The sequence below is a fragment of the Nocardia sp. NPDC050718 genome, assembly GCF_040654235.1.
Lineage (GTDB): Bacteria > Actinomycetota > Actinomycetes > Mycobacteriales > Mycobacteriaceae > Nocardia.
In genome coordinates this window covers 256,504-278,905 of the sequence record NZ_JBFAHQ010000002.1, presented here as the reverse complement: position 1 = coordinate 278,905, position 22,402 = coordinate 256,504, and the positions used below count along the sequence as shown (strand labels likewise).

Here is a 22,402-nt window from a genome sequence, read left to right as displayed (position 1 = left end):
CCGAAAGAGGTGACTCAGCCCCCGAAGGTGAACAGCTCGAATCCGACCGCGTGCGCGGCGGGGAACCCGTCCTTGGGACCCGTTGCGTAGGAGACGATCTCGTCCACCTGCTGCTCGACCGGTACCGGGCTGAGGACCTGGAGATAGCGCCGGTGCGCGGACAGCGACGCCTTCGCCTGCGCCAGCTGCTCGCCGACGTCGACGGCGTGCGTCGCGACCGGACCGACCACGGCGGCCCAGCGCGCCGACCACGGTGCCAGGTCGGCGATCTCGGGGAAGATCCACTCGTTGCCCGCGTCGGAGATGGCGTCCATCGCCGAGCGGCCCACCGCCCGATGATCGGCGCTGTTGACCATCCCGGGCGCCCAGGTGTCGCCGAAGTTGAACAGCACCACCATCTCCGGGCGATGCCTGCGGATCGCGGCCGCCAGCTCCCGCCGCAGCGCCAAGCCCTCCTCGATCCGCCCGTCGGGGTGGTCGAGGAATTCGACGGTGTGGACGCCGACTTCCCGCGCGCCCGCCAGCTCCTCGATCTCCCGCAGCGGTCCGGCCTGCGCGGGCGGCATGCCCGCGATGCCCGCTTCGCCGCGCGTGACGAGCAGGTAGCGGATGTCCTTGCCCTGTCCGGTCCACCGCGCGACCGCGGCGGCCGCTCCGTATTCGATGTCGTCGGGATGCGCGACGATCACCAGTCCGCGCTGCCAGTCCTCGGGTACCTGATCCACCCGGCCATGCTAATCGCGGACGCCGCGATTACGGCTTCGTCAGCGTGGTCTTGTCGTTCGAGCCGGTCATCGCCTTGTACAGCAGGTACACCCCGGTACCGATCGCGGCGATCACCAGGACCGGCAGCAGCGCCTTGATCAGCGCCCCGATGATCCAGAACGCGATCAACGCGACCACGACGATGCCGATGACTTTCCAGACCATGATGTGCTCCTCGCCAGTTCCGTGACCGCCCCGCGGCGATCCGACACCTTCGATGCTCCCACCCGCGATCCGATAAATCACCAGGTCAGCACGGAAATCGGGGGCGATCTCAGGGTTCACCCCGAGGCCGGGACACACCGGGACGCCCCGGGCCGTCACCTTCGGATCAGCGTGAATCCGGTGGCGGATCCCGACCGGAGCGGCCCCGTCAGCGGGCGTTTCCCGGCGGTGCAGGTGGCGTAGCACGGCGGACGCGAATTCGGACACCTCGGCGTAATACCCCGGCTCTATAACATTCCTGACGCAGGAAAGGCGGGAATGGCCGTGACCACGGAAACCCTCGAAACCCGCGCCGCACCGATATCGGCGGCGCCCACCCGGCAACGGACATATCGCACTCTTCGCGGACTGGGCACACCACTCGCTCGCGTCCTGACCGCGGGAATCGGAATCGTCGCCGTGGCCGCGCTGTGGACCGCGGTGCACGCGGCCGGGATATTTCCGGACATCCTCTTTCCCGGTCTCGGCGATATCGCCGCCGCGGGCGCGGCGATGTGGCGCGACGGCAGTCTCCGGGCCGACACGCTGGCCAGCCTGGACCGCGTCATCCGGGGATTCGCGGTGGGCGTGCTCGTCGCGATCCCGGTGGGGGCGCTGACCGCGACCACCCGCGCGGGCAGGCTGATCGTGCAGCCCGTACTGCGGTTGTTCGCCCCGGTGCCGACCGTGGCGCTGGTGCCGCTGGCCATTCTGTGGTTCGGGCTCGGCGAAGGCAGTAAACAATTCGTCATCGCGCTCGGCGTCTTCGTTCCGGTGTGGATCAATACGCATTCCGGACTTTCCGCGACACCCGCCGATTTCCTGAAAGTCGCGCGCTGTGCGGGCGCTTCCCGCTGGCGCACACTCGTGCGCGTCGTTCTGCCCGAGGCATTTCCCGATATCGTCACCGGATTGCGGGTGGGCACCGCGACCGCGTTCGTCTTGATCGTGGTCGCGGAAATGGCCGGAACAACGGTCGGGCTCGGTTATCGCATCGCCCAGGCGCAGTTGTTCTCCCAGGTCGACCGGATGATCTTCTGCCTGCTGGTGCTCGGCGTCCTCGGGGTGCTGTGCGATCAGGTGGTGGCGCGCGCGGCGGCCCCGTTCATCGGCTGGGACCAGGAGGAACGATGAGCGTCACCCTGACCGCGCGCGGTCTGACCGTCGACTTCCCCCGCCGGACCCGCCCGGTCCTCGACGATCTGTCGCTGACCATCGAATCCGGTTCCTGCACAGTCCTGGTCGGACCGTCCGGCTGCGGCAAGTCCACCCTGCTCGACTGCTTCGCCGGGCTGCGGCTGCCGACCGCCGGGGTGGTCACCGAGGACGGCGTGCCGATCACCGGGCCCGCACCGCGCCGCGGGGTGGTGTTCCAGCGCGACGTGCTCTTCCCGTGGTGCAGCGTGCGGGCCAATCTCGACTTCGTGCTCGGCGCCGCCGGTGTCCCGCGCCGCGCCCGCCCGGCCCGCATCGCACGACTGCTCGCCGATGTGCACCTGCCCGCCGAGGTCGCCACCCGTCGGCCGCACCAGCTCTCGGGCGGAATGCGGCAGCGGGTCGGCGTGGCCAGGATGCTGGCCGGCGAGCCCGAGGTGATGCTCATGGACGAGCCGTTCGCCGCGCTCGACGCCCAGACCCGGCTGCACATGCAGGATCTGGTGACCGAGCTGTGGTCGAGTTCGGGGCGCACGGTGCTGTTCGTGACGCACGACGTGGATGAGGCGATCCGGCTCGCCGACCACATCGTCGTCCTCGGCGCGGGCCGGATCCGCGCCCGCATCGACAATCCGCTCCCCCGCCCGCGCCCGGCCGACCGCCTCGCCGAGCTGCCCGGCTACAGCGCCCTGCGCCGCAGGCTGCACGCCGAATTGCGCGACGACGCGGACGATCTGCTCCCGCACTGACTCGCTTCTCTTCACTCGGAACCACTTTCGGAGGTCACCCATGTCCGGACCACTGCGCAGAGCCTGCGCGGCTCTGCTCGTCGCCGCCACCGCGGCCCTGTCCCTGTCGGCCTGCGCGGGCGAAACATCCACCGGCGCCGACACACTCACCGTCGGCTTCGTCGTCGACCCGTCGTGGGCGCAGATCCCGGTCGCCCAGCAGAGCGGAGCCTTCACCCGGCACGGAGTGACGGTGCGGGTGGTCAACTTCGCCACCGGTGTGCAGGCCTTGCAGGCGTTGCAGGGCGGCCAGGTCGACATCACCACCGCCGCCGACGTGCCCACCGCGAGCGCGCTGGCCAAGTCGAACGAGCTGCGGGTGGTGGCCGACGGGTCGCGCTGGATGGGCTCGCGGATCGTGGCACGCCGCGGGATCGAGAACCTGAACCAGCTGGCGGGTAAGAAGATCGGCACCCCCCTCGGCACCAGCGCGGCCTACTTCGCGGCCAAGGCCCTGACCAGTGCCGGGGTCGACGCCGAACTGGTCCAGGTGGCGCCCGCGGCGATCACCACGGCGATCGCCAAGGGCGACGTCGACGCCGTCTCGATCTTCCAGCCCTACCAGGCCCAGGCGGTGGAGGTGCTCGGCGCGGACGCGGTCGAGCTGGACGTGACCACCGACCCCTACCGCCAGCACAGCCTGTACCTGACCCAGGCCGCCGTCGCGCAGCAGAAGGCGGCGACGTTCCGGAAGTTCTTCGACGCCGTCGCCGAGGCGAGCGCCGCCCTCGCCGCGCACGACCCCGCCGCGACCACCGCGGTCGCCGACGCGACGAAGCTGGCGCCCGCGCTGGTGGCGAAGGTGCTGGGCGAGTTCGACTTCACGCTGCAGCTGCGACCGGAACTCGCCGGCAACCTCGACGCGCTGGCCACCTGGGCGCGATCGAGGAACTACCTGGACCCGGCGGTTCCCGCCGCCGACTACCCGCGCCTGCTCGACCCGAGCGCGCTGCCGCAGTCATGAGCGCGCCCACCCTGTTCACCCTCGGCGGCACGATCAGCATGCGGCTGGTCGACGGGCTCGCCGTGCCCACCCTCGACGCCGACGGTGTCGCCGGGCTGCTCGGCGGCACCCCGCCCGTGACCGCCGTCGAGATCGCCCGGGTCGGCGGCTCGGAGGTCGACTTCACGCACCTGCGGGCCCTGCACGCCGCGATGACGGCCGCCGTGGCCGGGGGCAGCGGCGGCCTGATCGTCACCACCGGCACCGACTCGATCGAGGAGGTCGCCGCCTGGCTCACCTACACCGGACCGTGGACCGTGCCCGTGGTGGTGACCGGTTCGATGACCCCGGGCGGCGAACCGGGCAGCGACGCGCTCGCCAATCTGCGCGCCGCCGTGGCCGCCGTGGCGACACCGGTGTCCACCGAGCCGGTCGTGGCCTTCGCCGGCGCGCTCTGGCTCGGACGCGGGGTGCAGAAGGTGTCCGGCACCGGGCTCGCGGCCTTCGCGACCCCGGGACGGGCCGCGCTGGGCGTCGTCACGGGCACCGCGATAGCGGTCGAGCAGCCCGCGCCCGCGCCGGCCACCACCCTGGGCGCACCGGGCGCCGTCATCGCCCGGGTTCCGCTGGTCGGCGCGTCGATGGCGGCCGACGACACCGCGCTGCGCGCCGTCGCGGCCGGTGGCGACGCCGTGGTCGTCGCGGGCAACGGGGCGGGCAACCTGCCACCGGCCCTCGCGGCCGCCGCGGCCGAGCTCGCCGCCGCGGGCACCCTGGTGGTGGTCGCCACCCGGGCCGCCGACAGCCGCACCGCCGCGGTCTACGGCTATCGCGGCGGCGGTGGCCTGCTCGTCGAGGCGGGTGTCCTGCTCGCCGACCGCATCACCCCGCACCAGGTGCGGGTGTTCCTCACCGTCGCGGTGTCGCGTGGCCTGACCGGGCCCGCACTGCGCACCGCTCTCACCGAACATCTGGAGTCGCTGACGTGACCACCGTGCACACCCCTCGCCTGTCCGCCCTGAGCGTCACCGAACTCGTCGAGCTGCTGGTCCCCGCCGGTCAGCCCTGGTGCGAGAACAGCCTCGACGGTCCGGCGCGGCCGCCCGAGGAGACCAGGGCGGCGCGCGAGATCGCCCCGTTGCTCGACGAACTCGGCTTCGCGACCCGTCTCGTCGGCCGCACCACGACGCGCGCCAACCTGATCGCCACCAAGGTGTTCGGGCCGGGGCCGACGCTGTTGCTGAACGACCATCTCGATACCTATCCCTCCGGGCCGCCCAGCCGATGGGCCAAGTGCGACAACCCCTTCCGCGCCGTCGTCGACGACGGCCGGGTGTACGCGCGCGGCACCTCCGACACCAGGGGCAATCTGGCGACGCTGCTGCGCGCGGTCGCACTGGTGTGCGCCACGCCGCCGGAGACCGGCACGCTGGTGGTCGCGCTCACCGTCGACGAGGAACGCAACGGCGTCGAGGGCGCGCTGTATCTGCTCGAGCAGCAGGGGCTGCGGGCGGACGCGAGCATCACCGTCGAGCCGACCGCCTGGACCGACGACACCGGTACCGGCGTGGCGGTGGCCACCCAGCACACCGGCCACGCGCTCGTCGACATCGCGGTCACCGGGCGGTCCAGCCACATCTGGCGGCCCGACACCGGCATCAATGCCGCGCACGCCCTGCTCGCCGTACTGGCCGGGCTGTCGGGGTTGCCCGCGGGCTGGGGACACAGCGTCGTCGGGCTGGACGCGGGCGAGGCGGGCATGGCCCAGTTCACCCCGCTCACCGCGTCGGCGCGGATCGCCATCGTCGGACTCGGTCCCGAGGTGAATCGCGCCGAGCTGCTGCAACGCGTCGACGACATCGCCCGCGCCCATCCGACCCCGGGCACCGACGTGCACGTCGCCTACGCCCCCGGGCCGACCTTCGTCCCCGGCACGGTGCCCCTCGACGCGGACGAACCGATCGTGGCGGCGCTGCGCGCCGGCTACCGGGACGCGGGCGGCGGTGAGGTCCGCACCTACGCCAAACCCGCCTACTGCGACACCATCCGCTTCCGGCACGCGGGCATCCCGGCGGTCACCTTCGGCCCCGGCGACGACGGCTGGGCGGTCTACGACGAGAGCATCGGCGTCGCCACCATGGAGTTCGCGGTCGACGCCTTGGCCGCCGCCATCGGCCGGTATCTGCGTCCGTCCAGGTGAGGCTGCGTATGCTCGGCGCGTGACCCACCAGCCCGACCCGATCCGCGCGCACCCCGGCCGTCGGCTGCGCTCGGATCGGGCCAGGCAGGTCGCCGATGTGCTGCGCCGCCAGATCGCCCAGGGCACCATCGCGACCAAGCTGCCCGCCGAGGCGGTGCTGCAACGCGAATTCAGCGTGTCGCGCAACAGTATCCGCGAGGCACTCGAGATCCTGCGGCGCGAGGGCCTGGTCGACCGGTTTCCCGGCATCGGCACGGTGGTGCGCCGCCCGAAGCTCGAGCACACCATCGCCGCCACCCGTGGGCTGGCCGCGTCGCTGCGCGGACACGGGACCCTCGTCAACGAGGTCCGGACCGCCGGGCAGGTCCGGCCGCCGACGGCGGTGACGAGCGCGCTCGGCCTCGGTCCCGACGAGCACGTCTGCTACATCGAGCGGCTGCGCCGCCTCGACGGCGAGCCGATCTCCCTCGACCTCACCTACCTGCCACTCGACATCGGCACCGCGCTGCTGCACGCCGATCTGGAGACCGAGGACCTGTTCGCCCTGATCGAGCGGGCCGCCGACGACCGGCTGACCACCGTCTCGATCAACCTCGATGCCGTCACCGCCGACGACAACTCCGCCGCGCTGCTCGGGCTGCCGCCCGGCGGTGCGCTGCTGGTGCTGCAGCGGATCACCCGGCTCAGCGACGGCCACCCGGCCTGCCTGGAGTTCGTCCGGATGCGCGGTGACCGGATCACCCTGCGCATGTCTGCGCCGAACGGCTGACGGCGTGCGGCGCGTCCGGCCATACTCGGGGCGTGAGCGAGGAGGAGTCCATGGAACCCATCGTCACCATCGCTAGCGGCGCGGTGCGCGGCCGGACCGACGCGGGCGTCACCCGATTTCTCGGGGTCCCCTTCGCGGCGGCGCCGGTCGGCGCGCGACGTTTCCAGCTGCCCGCGCCGGCGCCCGCCTGGGACGGGGTGCGCGAGGCGACGGCGATGGGCGGGACCTGCGCGCAGTCGCCCTATCCGGCGCCGATCCACGCGCTGATCGGCAGCGACGGCATTCCCGGCGACGAGTACCTCAACGCGAATGTGTGGACGCCGGATCCGGGCGCGAGCGGGCTGCCGGTGCTGGTGTGGATCCACGGTGGCGCGTTCGTGCGCGGGTCGAACGCGCGCGCCATCTACGACGGCACCGCGTTCGCGCGCGACGGCGTGGTGCTGGTGTCGATCAACTACCGGCTCGGGATCTCCGGCTTCGCCGTGCTCGAGGGCGCCCCGCTCAATCGCGGCCTCCACGATCAGATCTTCGCGCTGCGCTGGGTCCGCGACAATATCGCCGCCTTCGGTGGCGATCCGGACAATGTCACCGTCTTCGGCGAATCGGCGGGTGGGATGAGCGTGGCGGCGCTGATCGCCGCGCCGCAGTCGACCGGGCTGTTCCGCCGCGCGATCATGCAGAGCGGCAACGGCGCGGTCGCCGCCGACGCCGACGACGCCCGCAGGGTGTCCGCCGCGCTGGCCGCGGAACTGGGCATCGCCCCGACCGCCGCCGATTTCGGCGGGCTCGGCCCCGACGAGTTGCGCGCCGCGCAGAACGCCGTTGCCCTCGCGGTGATGACGGATCCCGACCCCCGGCGCTGGGGCGCGTCGGTGGTCGAGCAGGGCATGGGCATCATGAGCCTGTTCCCGGTGATCGACGACGACATCGTCCCCGGCGCGCCGACGGCGGTGCTGGCCGCGAACCCCGACCGCGCGGTACCGCTCATCGCGGGCACCACCGCCGACGAGTTCCGGTTCTTCACCGTCCCGACCGGCATCACCGCGGCCGTCACCGCCGACACGCTGCCGTTCGTGCTCACCCGCTACGGCATCGATCCGGCGGTGGCGCAGACGTATTCGGCGCAGCGCCCCGACGCGGGCCCGGCCGAGATCTTCAACGCGATCCTCACCGACTGGTGCTTCCGGGCGGGCACGGTCGACTTCGCCGAGGCCAATGCCGCGGGCGCGCCCACCCATGTGTACGAATTCGCCTGGCCCACCGATCTTCCCGGCCTCGGCGCCTGCCACGTGCTCGAGGTTCCGTTCGTCTTCGACGCGCTCGCCGGGGCGCACGCGCTGACCGGTCCGCACCCGCCGCAGGCACTGGCCGACGAAATCCACGCGGCCTGGGTGCGATTCGCGACCGACGGCGACCCGGGGTGGCCTGCGTTCGACAGCGCGAGCAAGCAGGTGCGGATCTTCGACAGTCCGGCGTCCTCCACGGTGGCGAACCCGCGCGGCGCCGAACTCGACGCCCTGCGCCAGACCATCGCCTGAGCCGACTCGGCCCCGACGCCGAGGGCGCCGGGGCCGGAAGTCGTTGTGCGCCCGCGGCCTAGCGCGGGCCGGTGACGGGGCGGTCGGCCAGGTCGGTGAGCGCCTGGGCCCAGCCGTCGAGCCGGTCGGCGGCTTCGCGCAGATCCGCGACGATGCCGTTGAACTGGTAGGCGACCACGGTGTCCTCGGGGACGGCGAGAATGCGCGCCGCCGCGGCGACGAGCTCTTCGTATTCCATGACACCGTGTTCCAGCCGCGCGAGCACCCCGTTGACGGTGACCTTCAGCGCGGCAACGGTATCGGGATTGGCCCGGCCGACGGTGTCGGCGGCCTGCTCCATCGCCATGATGTCGGTGGCCAGCGCGTGCAGGGCGGCCGCGCCGGAGCGGGCCGTCTCGAGCAGGTCGCGCAGTTCGTCCTCGGGCAGTCGGCGGGTGCGGGCGATCTGGGCGCCGAGCCCGTGCAACGCGCGTTCGGCGCGGATCAGGCGCTGGATCGGACCGCGCGCCACCGAGCGCAGGCCCGGGGTCTTGCGGGCGACGAAGGCCGCCTGCGGCAACGGCTGACCGCGCAATTGCAGATACCGGCGCGCGCTCAACGCGGTCCCGGTCACGAAAGCGACCGCGCCACCACCGATCACGACGACCGCCCAGGCGGGCGCCGACACCACGGCCAGACCCACCGCCCCGACGGTGGTGATGCCCGTGGCGGTGCCGAGCTGGAAGCTGCGCCGACGGGCGCGGCGCCTGCGGCGCAATTCCTTCTCGCGCGGATCGGCCCAGCGGCGCACCGCCACCATCGCCTGTTCACCGACCTCGCGCAGGGTAGCGGGCACCCCACCGGACACGGTGGGCCCCACCGGCGCCGCCGGATCGACGATCTCGGCTCGTTCGCGCCGTGTTCTCCCGCTCATCCCTCATCCTTTCGTCGCCACGGACCAGTGTCGCAGCAGACGACGACAAGTTGCCACCACCGCACCGGGGACCAGCGCGGCGGCGGCGCCCACGCGGTCACCGGTTCGCGGCCGATCGCCGGTCGGGCTCCGTTGCGTCGCCGTCGAACGAGCAAGCAACGGTGCCCGACCCGCGTCCGCGAACCCGCGTGGGCCGGTACCACCTACTGCTGGGCGGCCTGGCCCTTGTTGATCTGCGGCGCCTGCGCGGGCTGCTGCTGCGCCGGATCGATCGCCGCGGCGTTGTTGCCGGTGGGCAGCGCGTCACCGCGCATCGAGGCGCGGATCTGCTCGAGCTTGCTGTGGCCCGCCATCTGGATGCTGGCCTGCTGGACCTCCATCATCCGGCCCTGCACCGTGTTCTGCGCCAGCTCGGCGGCACCGAGCGCATCGGCGTAGCGACGCTCGATCTTGTCGCGCACCGCGTCGAGGCTGGGCGTGGAACCGGGCGCGGACAGGGTGGAGTCCATCTGCTGCAGCGAGGCCGAGACCTGCTCCTGCATCTTGGCCTGCTCGAGCTGGCTGAGCAGCTTGGTGCGCTCGGCCACCTTCTGCTGCAACATCATCGCGTTCTGCTCGACCGCCTTCTTGGCCTGCGCGGCGGCCTGCAGGGACTGGTCGTGCAGCACCTTGAGGTCTTCCACCGACTGCTCGGCGGTGACCAGCTGGGCGGCGAACGCCTCGGCGGCGTTGGTGTACTGGATCGCCTTCTCGGTGTCACCCGCGGCGGCCGCCTGATCGGCCAGCGTGACGGCCTGCCGGGCGTTGGCGTTGAGCTTCTCGACCTCGTCGAGCTGGCGGTTCAGCTTCATCTCCAGCTGACGCTGGTTACCGATCACCGACGCCGCCTGCTGCGACAGCGCCTGGTGCTGACGCTGCGCCTCCTCGATAGCCTGCTGAATCTGGACCTTCGGATCCGCATGCTCCTCGATCTTGGAGTCGAAGAGGGCCATCATGTACTTCCAGGCCTTCACGAACGGATTAGCCATCGATTGATCCCGCCTCCATCTGTGCGTCGCTCGTGCGACTGGTGGTGCGCGACCGTCACGCACCAGATATGTGCTTATCCTTCACCATGCGGCACCCGGGCCGGTGCGACCGGCCCGATCGACGCCTGATGAGAATCTATCCGTTCTCACCAGCTGTGTGCAGCGTCTCGCGCGTCGGGCACGTGGTTCGCCGCGTCACATTCCCTTCACCAGTACCAGCATCTCGGCCCTGGGCGCCGGGATGACGATGCGGGTGTCCTCGGCGATGCCGATCCGGGCGCCCTGCTCGGCCGACGCGCTCGCCGTGGCGGCCTGCTCCGGCACGGCGGCGGGTTCGGCGGCCGCGGGCTCGGCAGCGGTGGCCTCGCGCTCGGCGGCGGGGCCGGTCAGCGCGGGCTCGCGCGGCGCGGAGCCGTCGGCGCCGGCCATGATGGTGCTCACGTCCCACAGCACCCGCGACAGCGGCACGTCCAGTGCCTCGCAGATGGCGGCGAGCAGTTCACTGGAGGCTTCCTTGCGGCCGCGCTCCACTTCCGACAGATAGCCGAGGCTCACCCGCGCCGAGGTCGACACCTCGCGCAGCGTTCGATGCTGGGCGAGACGCGCACGCCGCAGACTGTCCCCGATTGCCTCCCGCAGCAGCGTCATCTCGTTCTCCTCCACCTCGTGTCACCGCCGTAGCGGTGCTCACCTCTTTCTGGCACAACGTCGAGCATCGGCCGGTGGTTCCCGGACGCGGCTAGTTCGTCGTCACACAGCGCAGCAACTCCCGCACCGCGCTGTGCACCGCACCGATCCTGATCGTCCACCGGTCGCCGTCGAGTTTCAACCGGACCACCTCACTGTGCCGTGGACCGGCCAATCCGAGGTATACCGTCCCGACCGGGTGCCCGTCCTGGGAATCGGGTCCGGCGACCCCGGTCAGGCCGACACCCCAGTCGGCGCCACAGCGCTGTCTGGCCCCCACGGCGAGCTGCTCGGCGGTCGACGCGGCCACCGGACCGTCGACCCGAAGGACGTCGTCGTCGACGCAGGCCAGATGGTTCTTCAGGTCGGTCGCGTACACGATCAGCCCACCCCGCAGCACCGCGCTGGCACCCGGCACCCCGGCCACCGTGGCGGCCAGCAGGCCCGCGGTCAGCGATTCGGCGGTGGCGACGGTCTGACCGGCCGCGGCCAAGGCCCCGACCAGCTCGGCGACCGGCGCGCCGCCGACGAGCGGATCGCTCACGAGCGGGACTCGCCGCGCGCGCGTCTCCCTGCCAGCCACAGGCGGGCCGCCTGGCCGACGTAGTCCAGGCCGGTGACCACCGTCAGCGCGACGGCCACGTACATCAGCACCATGCCCGCGGTGGCGAAGGCGCCCGAGAGCGGCAACAGCAGCAGCGCGATGGCGATCGACTGCACCAGCGTCTTGAGCTTGCCGCCGCGGCCCGCCGGGATCACCCCGTGCCGGACCACGACCAGCCGCAGCAGGGTGATCCCGAGCTCGCGCCCCACGATGACCACGGTGATCCACCACGGCAGATCACCCAGGATCGACAGCCCGATCAGCGCCGAACCGATCAGCGCCTTGTCCGCGATGGGGTCGGCCAGCTTGCCGAAATCGGTCACCAAACCGTATTTGCGGGCCAGTTGCCCGTCGAAGCGGTCGGTGATCGCCGCCAGCCCGAACACCGCGGCCGCGATGATCCGCCAGCGGGTGTCGTGCCCGCCCTCGGCGAACAGCGCCAGCACGAACAGCGGGACCAGCACGATACGCGCGATGGTCAGCACGTTCGCGATATTCAAGACGGGAACCTGCGCCTCGGCGCGATCCGGCACCACCCGCGGCGCCGTGGCCGCCTCCCACCCGCGGTCGATCTCTTCGGGTCGCACGCTCATGCCCCGCCCTCTCGGCACTCACCGGCACTGCGCCGAAATCCACCCGTTTCGCGCGCGGTTTGCTCGCGTGGGCAATGCCGTCCGATCCGGTCGTCGAGCCCGGCGCGATGCGGTGAGCGGAACGACAGGATGTGCGGCACATGTTCAGACTATCGGTAACCCGGCCGACTACTGTGCACCCCATGACCTCACGGGGACCACTGGGTGGTTCGACCAGCGACGCGCATCCTGTCGCGCCCTCCGCGGCGCCTGTTTCCGGCGTGGTCGTGCGACGAGCCCGAACCTCGGACGTCCCCGAGATCAAGCGTCTGGTCGACGAGTACGCGGGCCGCATCCTGCTGGAGAAGAACCTGGTCACGCTGTACGAGTCCGTCCAGGAGTTCTGGGTGGCCGAGCTCGACGGACAGGTCGTCGGCTGCGGCGCCCTGCACGTGCTGTGGGCCGATCTGGGCGAGGTGCGCACCGTCGCGGTCGATCCGGTGGTGAAGGGCCGCGGGGTCGGTGGCGCCGTCGTCGAGCGGCTGGTCGCGGTCGCGCGCGAGCTGCAGTTGCAGCGGCTGTTCGTGCTGACCTTCGAGGTGGACTTCTTCGGCAGGCACGGATTCGTCGAGATCGACGGCACGCCCGTCACCGCCGAGGTGTACGCCGAGATGTGCCGGTCCTACGACACCGGTGTCGCGGAGTTCCTCGACCTGAGCTACGTCAAGCCGAACACCCTCGGCAACACCCGCATGCTGCTGACTCTCTGAATATCCGCAAGTCCACCGCGAGAAAGCGATCGAGAAGTGCCGATCTTCGCCGTCCACTACACCTACACCGAGGCCACCGCGGCCGACCGGGCGACCAATCGTCCCGAGCATCGCGGGTGGCTCAACGCGCTCGTCGACGTGGGCACGGTGCTCACCAGCGGCCCGTACCCGGACGGTACCGGCGCGCTGCTGATCTTCCGCGCCGCGGACGCGCAGGCGCTGACCACGCTGCTGACCGAGGACCCGTTCGCGAAGCTGGGCCTGATCGAGGCCGTGCGGGTCGTCGAATGGCAGCCGGTGATGGGCGCCTTCGCCGAGTGACCGGCCGCTGACACAGCGCTGCCCGGAACCACGGTGGTTCCGGGCAGCGCGCGGTCAGGAGGAGGTGGTGCGACGGGTCTTGAGCAGACTCGCCACCGTGGCGATCACCAGGATGCCGATGATCACGCTCAGCGAGAGCACGGTGGAGATCTCCGGCACGTTCACGTGCTCACCGCCGTTGATAAACGGCAGCGTGTTCTCGTGCAGCGCGTGCAGCACGAGCTTGACGCCGATGAACGCCAGGATGGCGGACAGGCCGTAGGACAGGTACACCAGGCGGTCCAGCAGGCCGCCGATGAGGAAGTACAGCTGCCGCAGGCCCATCAGCGCGAAGGCATTGGCCGTGAACACCAGGTAAGGCTGTTCGGTGAGGCCGTAGATGGCCGGAATCGAGTCCAGCGCGAAGAGCAGGTCGGCGAAGCCGATGGCCAGCAGCGCCAGCAGCAGCGGGGTCACCACACGTTTGCCGTCGATCCGGGTGACGAGCTTGTCGCCGTCGTACTGGTCGGTGGTGGGCAGCACCCGCTTGGCCAGCGCGACGATCCGGCTGTCGCGTCGTTCCTCGTGTTCGACCTCGTGCCCGCTCTCGCGCAGCAGGTTCACCGCGGTGTAGATCAGGAACGCGCCGAACAGGTAGAACACCCAGCTGAACGCGTTGATCGCGGCCGCGCCGACAGCGATGAACACACCGCGCATCACCAGCGCCAGCACGATGCCGATCAACAGCACCTTCTGCTGGTAGATCCGCGGCACGGCGAAGGTGCTCATGATGATCAGGAAGATGAACAGGTTGTCCACCGAGAGCGCTTTCTCGGTGACGAAGCCCGCGTAGTACTCCCCGGCGTAGGTGCCGCCCCATTTCCAGGCGACGACCAGGCCGAACAGCAGCGCCAGGGTGATGTAGACGGCCGACCAGAAGCCCGATTCCTTGAAGGTCGGTTCGTGCGGCGTGCGCACATGGGCGAAGAAGTCGAAGACGAACAAGCCGAGGATCACCAGACCGGTGATCACCCACTCGAGCGTGGTCACCTGCATGTGGTGGTCCGATCGATGAAGTTCATGCGGTCCATCATGCCCGAAATGTCCGTTTCAGTTGATTTTGCGGAATGCTTGCTCGTCATGATTTCACACACACGCGCCCTGACCTGCGCACGGGCCGGTCGGCGCGTCGGAAAAATCCGTTTCGCCGGGCGCCGACCGCTGCTACCGTCGACGCATCGTCACCCCATCGGTACCCGAGAGGAGCTAGCCGTGAACGGATCCACCGCGAAGTACGAACGCCGTGTCGAGATGCACCGGCTACCCCTGGGTGCCGTGCTGCCGCAGCGCTTTTCGAGCGCCCGCGGCGACTGCTGACCGGCATCGTCCGGCGCTGAGCCGCTAGGCACCCCTCCCCCACGCGCGAGCCGACCGCTCGCGGTCCTGTCACGTACCCCAGCCCGCCGCAGCGCGGCCCGGGGCGATCAGCCATTCCCTCGTAGCCCAACTGGCAGAGGCACCGGTCTCAGGTACCGGCAAGTGCGAGTTCGACTCTCGCCGAGGGAACCGTTCACCACTCCCGGCTCACGCAGGTGCCGACGGGCTCTCATAAGGCCCGGACGCGCGGTTCGACTCCGCGGTGAGCCACGGTCCCTCCTCGTTCGTCGCCGACTACTCCCGGCACGGTCAGAGCAAACCAGTATCGCGCGCAGACCGGCGTGCGTTCGACCTACTCGTCCTCGGCGCCGCCGGGGTCGCCACCCCGGATCGACCACAGCAAGCCGTCCAGCTCGTCGGGCTTGATCAGCACGTCGCGCGCCTTCGAGCCCTCGCTGGGCCCGACGACGCCGCGCGTCTCCATCAGGTCCATCAACCGGCCCGCCTTGGCGAACCCGACGCGCAGCTTGCGCTGCAGCATCGAGGTGGAGCCGAACTGCGAGGTGACCACGAGTTCCACGGCCTGCAACAGCACGTCCATGTCGTCGCCGATATCGGGATCGACGTCCTTGACCTCGCCTGCCTTGGCGGCGGTCACGCCCTCCTGGTACTCCGGTTCGGCCTGGGTCTTGCTGAACTCGACGACCGCGTGGATCTCCTCGTCGGAGATGAACGCGCCCTGCAGCCGGGTCGGCTTGCCCGCGCCCATCGGCAGGAACAGGCCGTCGCCCATGCCGATCAGTTTCTCCGCGCCGGGCTGGTCGAGGATGACGCGCGAGTCGGTGAGCGAGGAGGTCGCGAAGGCCAGCCGCGAGGGCACGTTGGTCTTGATCAGGCCGGTGACCACGTCCACCGAGGGGCGCTGGGTCGCCAGCACCAGGTGGATACCGGCGGCGCGGGCCTTCTGGGTGATCCGCACGATCGCGTCCTCGACGTCGCGTGGCGCGGTCATCATCAGGTCGGCGAGCTCGTCGACGATGGCCAGGATGTACGGGTAGGGCCGGTACACCCGCTCGCTGCCCAGCGGCGCGGTGATCTGGCCCGACTTGACCTTCTTGTTGAAGTCGTCGATGTGGCGGACCTTGTTGGCCTGCATGTCCTGATAGCGCTGTTCCATCTCCTCGACCAGCCAGGCCAGCGCGGCGGCGGCCTTCTTCGGCTGGGTGATGATGGGCGTGATCAGGTGCGGAATACCCTCGTACGGCGTGAGTTCCACCATCTTCGGGTCGATCAGGATCATCCTGACCTCGTCCGGGGTCGCCCGGTGCAGCAGCGAGACCAGCATCGAGTTGACGAAGCTCGACTTGCCGGAACCGGTGGAACCGGCCACCAGCAGGTGCGGCATCTTGGCCAGGTTCGCCGAGACGAACTCACCCTCGATGTTCTTGCCGAGGCCGATCACCAGCGGATGGTGGTCGTTGCGGGTGTGCGGCGACTTGAGCACGTCGGCCAGGCGCACCAGCTCGCGGTCGGAGTTGGGCACCTCGATGCCGACCGCGGACTTGCCGGGGATCGGCGCGAGCAGGCGCACGTTCTCGGTCGCGACCGCGTAGGCGAGGTTGCGGGCCAGCGCGGTGATCTTCTCTACCTTGACGCCGGGGCCCAGCTCCACCTCGTAGCGGGTGACCGTCGGGCCGCGCACGAAACCGGTGACCGCCGCGTCGATCTTGAACTGCACCAGCACCTCGGTGATCGCCTCGATCATCGATTCGTTGGCGGCCGAACGCTTCTTGGGCGGTTCACCGTCGAGCAGCAGTGTCAGCGGCGGCAGCGTGTAGTCGCCGTCGACGACCCGGTCGGTGACGAACTCCGGCGCCGCGGGCGGCGGCGGGGTCTGGTCGACGACCTTGGCGGGCGGACGCTTGCGGGCCGGCTTGGGCGCGGGTTCGGGCGCGGGCGGTTCCTCGTCGAGCTGCAGCTGCTTCGCCTCGCGCAACGGCGGTTCGCCGAGCGATTCGGTGCGCGCGTCGGAGCCGCCGAATTCGTCGGTCGGGTAGTTGTCGTCGGGGGTCCGACCGCGCCGACGGGTGCGGTTGCGGTGCAGCGGGAAACCGTCGTCGTCGTAGTTGGCCGGATCGTAGGGATCGTCGTCGTCACCGTGTTCGCCGAGGCCGAAGTACTCCCGCAGCGCCGCGGGCACCTCGCGCACCGTCGTCCCGGTGAGCAGCAGCACGCCGAACACCATGGCCAGCAACAGGATCGGCAGCGCCAGCCAGGGCGTGAGGCCCTGCCCGAGCGGGCCGCCGATGGCGTAGCCGAGGATGCCCGCCGCCCGCGAGCGCCCCTGCGCGTCGGTGGGTGACCCGGCGGCCAGGTGCCAGATGCCGAGCGCGGGCAGCACGACGAGCGAGCCGCCCAGCACCAGCCGGGGGCGGATCTCCGGGTGCGGCTCGGTGCGCATCAGCACCACGGCGAGCGCGATGAACAGCAGCGGCGCCAATCCGCCCGCCGTCCCCGCGATGGCGCGCACGACGTCTTCGAGGAAACGGCCGACCGGGCCGCCCGCCGAGAGCCACATGGCGGCGGCGATGATCGCGCTCACCGCGATGAGCGCCAGGCCGATGCCGTCGCGCCGGTGCCCGTGCTCGATCTCGCCCGCCCGGCTCAGCGTGCGGGTGGTGGCGCCGACGCCGCGGGCCAGCATGGTCCAGCCGCTGCCGACGCCGCGCCCGATCACGGCCAGCGGCGCGGTGTTCGACGCGCGTTTGACGGGTCTGCGGGCGGGGGCGGTGCGCCCGCGTGGCGCCGCCGACGCTCGCGGTGTCGTGGAACGAGATCGCGGCGGCGGCGTCTGCCCCCGGCTCGATCCCGCCCGCGCCCGAGAGGTCGTGGTGCTGCGGGACTTACCTGCCATGACCATCAGGCTAGCCGCTCAGGCCCCGTCCGGACCATCCGCAACACTGGTCCCACCCCGGTTGCGACGCTGATCTCACCCGGAGTCGCAGGTCGCGGGGCCCCGGTCGGGACGGGGAGAACTCGCGCGCGACCGCGTTTCGCGGCCCGTGGCTTATCGAATCCTTGTCGAACCCCTGCAATTCGGCCGTTTCGGCGCCGGATCGCTGGCGCGCGCGACGATCGGGCCGTTACGTTGACTGCGCTCGATCGGGTCGATGACCCGCAGCTCGTGAAGGGGAAGCTACACGTGAAGAGAATGCTCACCAGCGTTGCCGTTTTCGGCGCGACGACCGCGGCCTTGGTCGCGGGCCACATCGCTCCGGCCAACGCGCAAGGGAGCTACTACGGCGCCATCGCGGTGTCGGTCAAACCGGGGGTCTACGGGTACGCCACCGACTACGGCAGCTATGCCGACGCGGAGGCGGGCGCGATGGCGGCCTGCCGCCGCGGTGGAGGAGGCGGCGGGTGCGATGTGAAGGTGTCCTACCGCAACGGCTGTGGCGCGATCGCGATCTCGCGCGGCTGGTGGAGCTACGGCTCCGCGTCGACCATCGGCGGCGCCAAACGCGAAGCGCTGAACAACAATCCGGGCAACGCCGCCATCAAGCACTGGAACTGCACCAGCGGTTACCAGCTCTAGCCCGACCCGTCTCCGAACAGCATCTGGGGAGTTGCAGTGAACAACCGTCCAATGAAGACCGCCGCCGTCCTCGTCGCGATCGTCGCGGCCCTCGGGCTCAGCGCGTGCGGCAGCGACACCGCCTCGTCGAGCGCGGGCGCGAGCAGCACGACCGCCGCGGGCGCCGGCTTCGAATCGGGCAGCACCAAGCAGGGCAAGGAAGAGGGCGGCGACCTCGCCGTCACCACCCCGCCCAACCTGCCCAAGCCGACCGCCGAGGAGCTCAACAGCCGGATCAACAAGGCGCTGGCGGGCAAGCTCACCGGTGACGAGAAGAAGATCTACATCGAGGACGCCGATCAGGATCCGATGCTGGTCGACAAGTTCGTCGACGCCGCGAACAAGAACAAGGTGACCGTCGCGATCACCAAGGTCGGCGAGCCCGCCGACGGCAAGCTCAAGGCCGACGCCGACGTCACCATCGACGGCAAGCCGGTGCAGGACGCCTTCGTCGACTTCGTCGCCGAGGACGATTCCTGGAAGGTCTCGCACACCTTCGCCTGCAACATCGTGAAGTCGGCGAAGCTCGACTCCGCGGCCTGCCAAGCCTGACCCACGAACGACGAACCGCCGGGTGACGATGTCACCCGGCGGTTCTCGTGTCCTGGGTGGATCAGACGCCGATGACCGTCGGCACGATCATCGGGCGGCGGCGGTAGGTGTCGGCGACCCAGCGGCCGACCACCCGGCGCACGCCCTGGGCGATGCGGTGGGTGTCGGTGATGCCCTCGCCGGCCAGCCGCAGCAGCTCGGACTCCACCAGCTCGTTCGCGCCGTTGAGCGCGGTCGGGTCGTCGGAGAAGCCGCGGCCGTTGAGCTCGGTGCTGACCGCCTTGCCGGTGGTCGAGTCGATGACGACGGTGATCGAGATGAAGCCGCCCTCGCCGAGGACCAGGCGGTCCGACAGGGTCGACTCGCCGACGTCGCCGACCGAGAGACCGTCGACGTAGACGTGCCCGACCGGCACCCGGCCGACGATGGAGGCGATGCCGTCGACCAGGTCGACCACTACGCCGTCCTCGGCCAGCACGACCCGCTCCTCCGGCACGCCGGTGGCCACCGCGAGCGCGGCGTTGGCGCGCAGGTGCCGCCACTCGCCGTGCACCGGCATGGCATTGGTCGGGCGCACCGCGTTGTACAGGTACAGCAGCTCACCGGCGGAGGCGTGCCCGGAGACGTGCACCTTCGCGTTCTGCTGGGTGATGACGGTGGCGCCGAGCCGGGCCAGGCCGTTGACCACCGCGAACACCGAGTTCTCGTTGCCGGGGATCAGCGAGGAGGCCAGCACGATCAGGTCGTCGGCGCGGATGTTGATCTGGCGGTGGTCGCCACGTGCCATCCTGGCCAGCGCCGAGAGCGGCTCACCCTGGGAACCGGTGGAGATCAGCACCAGGCGGTTGCCGGGCAGGTTCGCGGCCTGATCCATCTCGACGACCACGTTGTCGGGCACCGTCAGGTAGCCCAGGTCCTGCGCGATCTGCATGTTGCGCACCATCGAGCGGCCGACGAAGCAGACCTTGCGGTTGTACTTCTGCGCCACGTCGACGACCTGCTGGATGCGGTGCACGTGGCTGGCGAAGGACGCGACGATGACGCGGTTGCGCGCCTTGCCGATGACGTTGTCGAGCACCCCGCCGATCTCGCGCTCGGGCGTGACGAAGCCGGGGACCTCGGCATTGGTGGAGTCGACCAGGAACAGGTCGACACCCTCGTCGCCGAGCCGGGAGAACCCGGCCAGGTCGGTCAGGCGGCCGTCGAGCGGCAGCTGGTCGAGCTTGATGTCACCGGTGTGCAGCACGACGCCGGCCTGGGTGCGGATGGCGACCGCGATGGCGTCGGGGATCGAGTGGTTGACCGCGAAGTACTCGCACTCGAACGGGCCGTGCACGGTGGTCTCGCCCTCGGCGACCTCCATGAGCTTGGGCTGCAGCCGGTGCTCACGGCACTTGGCGGCGACCAGCGCGAGGGTGAACTTCGCGCCGATCACGGGGATGTCGGGGCGGTTGCGCAGCAGGAACGGCACCGCGCCGATGTGGTCCTCGTGGCCGTGGGTGAGCACGATGGCGACGATGTCGTCCATCCGGTCCTCGATGGGCCGGAAGTCGGGCAGGATCAGGTCGACGCCGGGCTGCTGGTCCTCGGGGAACAGCACACCGCAGTCGACGATCAGCAGCTTGCCGTCGTACTCGAAGACGGTCATGTTGCGGCCGATTTCGCCGATGCCGCCGAGCGCGAACACCCGCAGGCCGTTCTTGGGCAGCTTGGGCGGGGTACCGAGGCGGTCCTGGGGCGCCTTCTCGCGCGGCTCGGCCACCGGCGCGGAACCGCGGCCACGGCCGCCGCCCTGCCTGCCACGGCCACCGCCGCGGGCCTGCTGCTGCGGCGCCTGCTCGGCGGCCGGCTTGCTCTTGGCGCGGCGCGAGGAGGTCTTCTTCGGCGCGGTGACCTGCTCCTCGGCGACGCTGATCAGATCGGTGCCCACCTCGGCCTCGCCGACCAGGTTGGCCTCGGCGACGATCTCGGCGACCGGCTCGGGCGCGGCCTGCCGCGGCGGCTCGACCGGCTCGACCGGGGTCGGCGTCGGTTCGGGCGCGCCCGCGGCGCGACTGGCGGACCGGCGGCGCGGCTTACGTGCGGTGGGTTCGGTCATTCCGACACCCCCGCGGCCTGCAGATCCAGCGCCAGCGCGTCGAGCTGCGCCTGCGTCGGCATCAGCTGGGGCAACCGGGGTTCACCCACATCGACACCGAGCAATCGAAGAGCTCCCTTGCACATCGCCACACCTCCCAGGCGGGTCATGGCCGCGAACAGCGGCAGCAGCGTCGCGTTGATCTCCCTGGCCCTGGCCACGTCACCGGCCGTGTAGGCCTGGTGGATCTCGCGCAGGCGCTCGGGCACGACGTGTCCGATCACGCTGATGAAGCCGGTGGCGCCGACCGAGAGCCAGGGCAGGTTGAGGCCGTCGTCACCGGAGTAGAAGTCCAGGCCGGTGGTCGCGATGAGGTCGGCACCGGAGACCAGGTCGCCCTTGGCGTCCTTGACCGCGACGATGTTCGGATGATCGGCGAGGCGGCGGATCGTGTCGATGGCGATCGGCACGATCGACCGCGGTGGAATGTCGTAGAGCGTCACCGGCAGCGCGGTGGCGTCGGCGACCGCGGTGAAGTGCGCGAGCAGGCCCTCCTGCGTGGGACGCGAGTAGTACGGCGTCACCACGAGCAGGCCGTGCGCGCCCGCGTCCTCGGCCGCGCGCGCCAGTTCGATGGAGTGCGCGGTGTCGTAGGTGCCCGCGCCCGCGATCACGGTGGCGCGGTCGCCGACCGCGTCGACGACGGCGCGCAGCAGCTCGGCCTTCTCGGTCTCGGTGGTGGTCGGCGACTCACCCGTGGTCCCCGAGATGGCCAGCAGGTCGACGCCGCGGTCCACCAGGCGTGCGGCCAGGGCCACACCGGCATCGACGTCGACCTTGCCCGCAGCGCTGAAGGGGGTCACCATCGCGACACCTACCGTGCCGGACGCGTGCAGCTCCGTTGGCGTCGATTCACCGTTCGTCATGGTCAGAAAGGCTACCCGGTCGCCGGATGAGCCTCGACACCCTAGCGGCCGATCCGGCTGCCGGTGGGTGTTTTTCGCCGTCTTCCCTGTTCGGCGGTGACATCACGACCTTCCTTGCGCGCCGTCAGATATGACGTCACACTGATGTCATGGATCTGAACGCTCATACCGCGCGGCTGCGCGAGGAACTGATCGCCGCCGCGGCCCTCGGCGACGAGAAAACGCAGGCCACCGCCGCCGCACTGGCCGCGGCGGTGGAGAGTTCGAGCAGGCTGGTGCTGCTGTCGGCGCTGTCGGAGCTGGCCGCGGAGATCAGCGCCGAACTCGGCGACCGCACCGTGCACGTCCGCCTCGACGGCACCGAGGCGGTGGCCGACGTGCGCAAGAACACGCCGTCGGGCTCCGACGAACAGCCGACCTTCGAGGAGATGACCGGCGACATCAGCCGCGTCACCCTGCGCCTGGTCGAGCAGCTCAAGTCCAAGGCCGAGGAGGCGGCGGCGCAGAACGGACAGTCGCTGAACTCCTGGCTCTCGGGCGCGGTCACCAACACCCTGCGCGATCAGATGCGCGGCCAGGGCCCGAAGGGCTGGTAGCCGG

Annotated in this window: 23 protein-coding genes and 1 tRNA gene; 13 read left to right on the top strand and 11 right to left on the bottom strand. The window is 70.6% G+C overall.

All coding sequences use genetic code 11. The features are described from left to right. Positions 1 to 14: 14 nt before the first annotated feature. Positions 15 to 725 (bottom strand): PIG-L deacetylase family protein, encoded by a 711-nt coding sequence (locus AB0H54_RS10730; RefSeq protein ID WP_357344633.1) that lies wholly within the window; start codon positions 723 to 725, stop codon positions 15 to 17. Positions 726 to 753: 28 nt separating this feature from the next. Beyond that, entirely contained in the window at positions 754 to 1,197 is a 444-nt protein-coding gene (locus tag AB0H54_RS10725; protein ID WP_357344631.1) for a hypothetical protein, read from the bottom strand. Positions 1,198 to 1,248: 51 nt separating this feature from the next. On the opposite strand from AB0H54_RS10725, the gene AB0H54_RS10720 reads away from it, so the two are divergent. The 7 genes from AB0H54_RS10720 to AB0H54_RS10690 are packed head-to-tail and all read left to right on the top strand — an operon-like array spanning position 1,249 to position 8,362. Further along, on the top strand, positions 1,249 to 2,103 hold the full coding sequence (locus tag AB0H54_RS10720; protein ID WP_357344629.1) for an ABC transporter permease: 855 nt from the start codon (positions 1,249 to 1,251) through the stop codon (positions 2,101 to 2,103). Next, positions 2,100 to 2,873: an ABC transporter ATP-binding protein gene (locus tag AB0H54_RS10715; protein ID WP_355277712.1), complete on the top strand. Its 774-nt coding sequence runs from the start codon at positions 2,100 to 2,102 to the stop codon at positions 2,871 to 2,873. The genes AB0H54_RS10720 and AB0H54_RS10715 overlap by 4 nt, the downstream gene beginning before the upstream one ends. Before the next feature lie 40 nt (positions 2,874 to 2,913). Next, positions 2,914 to 3,876, top strand: a complete 963-nt coding sequence (locus AB0H54_RS10710; RefSeq protein ID WP_357344627.1) for an ABC transporter substrate-binding protein — start codon at positions 2,914 to 2,916, stop codon at positions 3,874 to 3,876. Then, complete coding sequence (locus AB0H54_RS10705; RefSeq protein WP_357344625.1) at positions 3,873 to 4,844, top strand: asparaginase domain-containing protein; 972 nt, start codon at positions 3,873 to 3,875, stop codon at positions 4,842 to 4,844. Before AB0H54_RS10710 ends, AB0H54_RS10705 begins: the two co-directional genes overlap by 4 nt. Then, positions 4,841 to 6,055, top strand: a complete 1,215-nt coding sequence (locus AB0H54_RS10700; RefSeq protein WP_357344623.1) for a M20 family metallopeptidase — start codon at positions 4,841 to 4,843, stop codon at positions 6,053 to 6,055. The genes AB0H54_RS10705 and AB0H54_RS10700 overlap by 4 nt, the downstream gene beginning before the upstream one ends. Before the next feature lie 19 nt (positions 6,056 to 6,074). After that, the gene (locus tag AB0H54_RS10695; RefSeq protein WP_357344621.1) at positions 6,075 to 6,824 is read left to right on the top strand and encodes a GntR family transcriptional regulator; all 750 of its coding nucleotides are present in this window, start codon (positions 6,075 to 6,077) and stop codon (positions 6,822 to 6,824) included. Between the two features lie 50 nt (positions 6,825 to 6,874). Then, entirely contained in the window at positions 6,875 to 8,362 is a 1,488-nt protein-coding gene (locus tag AB0H54_RS10690) for a carboxylesterase family protein (protein ID WP_357345699.1), read from the top strand. A 58-nt stretch (positions 8,363 to 8,420) separates the two neighbouring features. Here AB0H54_RS10690 and AB0H54_RS10685 read toward each other — a convergent pair whose 3' ends face one another. From AB0H54_RS10685 to pgsA, 5 genes are all read right to left on the bottom strand, one after another. After that, entirely contained in the window at positions 8,421 to 9,275 is an 855-nt protein-coding gene (locus AB0H54_RS10685; protein ID WP_357344619.1) for a hypothetical protein, read from the bottom strand. Positions 9,276 to 9,478: 203 nt separating this feature from the next. Continuing rightward, positions 9,479 to 10,303, bottom strand: a complete 825-nt coding sequence (locus AB0H54_RS10680) for a PspA/IM30 family protein (RefSeq protein WP_355277728.1) — start codon at positions 10,301 to 10,303, stop codon at positions 9,479 to 9,481. A 195-nt stretch (positions 10,304 to 10,498) separates the two neighbouring features. Continuing rightward, complete coding sequence (locus AB0H54_RS10675; RefSeq protein ID WP_357344617.1) at positions 10,499 to 10,951, bottom strand: helix-turn-helix transcriptional regulator; 453 nt, start codon at positions 10,949 to 10,951, stop codon at positions 10,499 to 10,501. A gap of 91 nt (positions 10,952 to 11,042) precedes the next feature. Beyond that, positions 11,043 to 11,534 (bottom strand): CinA family protein, encoded by a 492-nt coding sequence (locus tag AB0H54_RS10670; protein WP_355277733.1) that lies wholly within the window; start codon positions 11,532 to 11,534, stop codon positions 11,043 to 11,045. Then, complete coding sequence (pgsA, locus tag AB0H54_RS10665; protein ID WP_357344615.1) at positions 11,531 to 12,187, bottom strand: CDP-diacylglycerol--glycerol-3-phosphate 3-phosphatidyltransferase; 657 nt, start codon at positions 12,185 to 12,187, stop codon at positions 11,531 to 11,533. Before pgsA ends, AB0H54_RS10670 begins: the two co-directional genes overlap by 4 nt. A gap of 182 nt (positions 12,188 to 12,369) precedes the next feature. On the opposite strand from pgsA, the gene AB0H54_RS10660 reads away from it, so the two are divergent. Then, positions 12,370 to 12,936, top strand: a complete 567-nt coding sequence (locus AB0H54_RS10660) for an amino-acid N-acetyltransferase (RefSeq protein WP_189024153.1) — start codon at positions 12,370 to 12,372, stop codon at positions 12,934 to 12,936. Positions 12,937 to 12,972: 36 nt separating this feature from the next. Further along, positions 12,973 to 13,257, top strand: a complete 285-nt coding sequence (locus AB0H54_RS10655; RefSeq protein ID WP_357344613.1) for a YciI family protein — start codon at positions 12,973 to 12,975, stop codon at positions 13,255 to 13,257. 54 nt (positions 13,258 to 13,311) lie between these two features. On the opposite strand, the gene AB0H54_RS10650 is transcribed toward AB0H54_RS10655, so the two are convergent. Then, entirely contained in the window at positions 13,312 to 14,292 is a 981-nt protein-coding gene (locus AB0H54_RS10650; protein WP_357344611.1) for a TerC family protein, read from the bottom strand. A gap of 436 nt (positions 14,293 to 14,728) precedes the next feature. Between AB0H54_RS10650 and AB0H54_RS10645 the strand changes: the two genes are divergently transcribed. Next, positions 14,729 to 14,802, top strand: a tRNA-Leu gene (locus tag AB0H54_RS10645). A 163-nt stretch (positions 14,803 to 14,965) separates the two neighbouring features. On the opposite strand, the gene AB0H54_RS10640 is transcribed toward AB0H54_RS10645, so the two are convergent. Continuing rightward, on the bottom strand, positions 14,966 to 17,527 hold the full coding sequence (locus AB0H54_RS10640; protein WP_357344609.1) for a DNA translocase FtsK: 2,562 nt from the start codon (positions 17,525 to 17,527) through the stop codon (positions 14,966 to 14,968). Between the two features lie 297 nt (positions 17,528 to 17,824). Between AB0H54_RS10640 and AB0H54_RS10635 the strand changes: the two genes are divergently transcribed. Both AB0H54_RS10635 and AB0H54_RS10630 read left to right on the top strand, forming a co-directional pair. Continuing rightward, positions 17,825 to 18,208, top strand: a complete 384-nt coding sequence (locus AB0H54_RS10635; protein WP_355277746.1) for a DUF4189 domain-containing protein — start codon at positions 17,825 to 17,827, stop codon at positions 18,206 to 18,208. Positions 18,209 to 18,244: 36 nt separating this feature from the next. Beyond that, the gene (locus AB0H54_RS10630; protein WP_357344607.1) at positions 18,245 to 18,799 is read left to right on the top strand and encodes a hypothetical protein; all 555 of its coding nucleotides are present in this window, start codon (positions 18,245 to 18,247) and stop codon (positions 18,797 to 18,799) included. A gap of 61 nt (positions 18,800 to 18,860) precedes the next feature. Here AB0H54_RS10630 and AB0H54_RS10625 read toward each other — a convergent pair whose 3' ends face one another. Continuing rightward, the gene (locus AB0H54_RS10625; protein ID WP_357344605.1) at positions 18,861 to 20,897 is read right to left on the bottom strand and encodes a ribonuclease J; all 2,037 of its coding nucleotides are present in this window, start codon (positions 20,895 to 20,897) and stop codon (positions 18,861 to 18,863) included. After that, the gene (gene dapA / locus AB0H54_RS10620; protein WP_357344603.1) at positions 20,894 to 21,802 is read right to left on the bottom strand and encodes a 4-hydroxy-tetrahydrodipicolinate synthase; all 909 of its coding nucleotides are present in this window, start codon (positions 21,800 to 21,802) and stop codon (positions 20,894 to 20,896) included. The genes AB0H54_RS10625 and dapA overlap by 4 nt, the downstream gene beginning before the upstream one ends. A gap of 149 nt (positions 21,803 to 21,951) precedes the next feature. Here dapA and AB0H54_RS10615 point away from each other — a divergent pair, with 149 nt between their 5' ends. After that, positions 21,952 to 22,398 carry a toxin-antitoxin system HicB family antitoxin gene (locus tag AB0H54_RS10615; RefSeq protein WP_357344601.1) on the top strand — a complete coding sequence of 149 codons (447 nt, stop codon included), beginning with the start codon at positions 21,952 to 21,954 and terminating at the stop codon, positions 22,396 to 22,398. Positions 22,399 to 22,402: the final 4 nt, after the last annotated feature.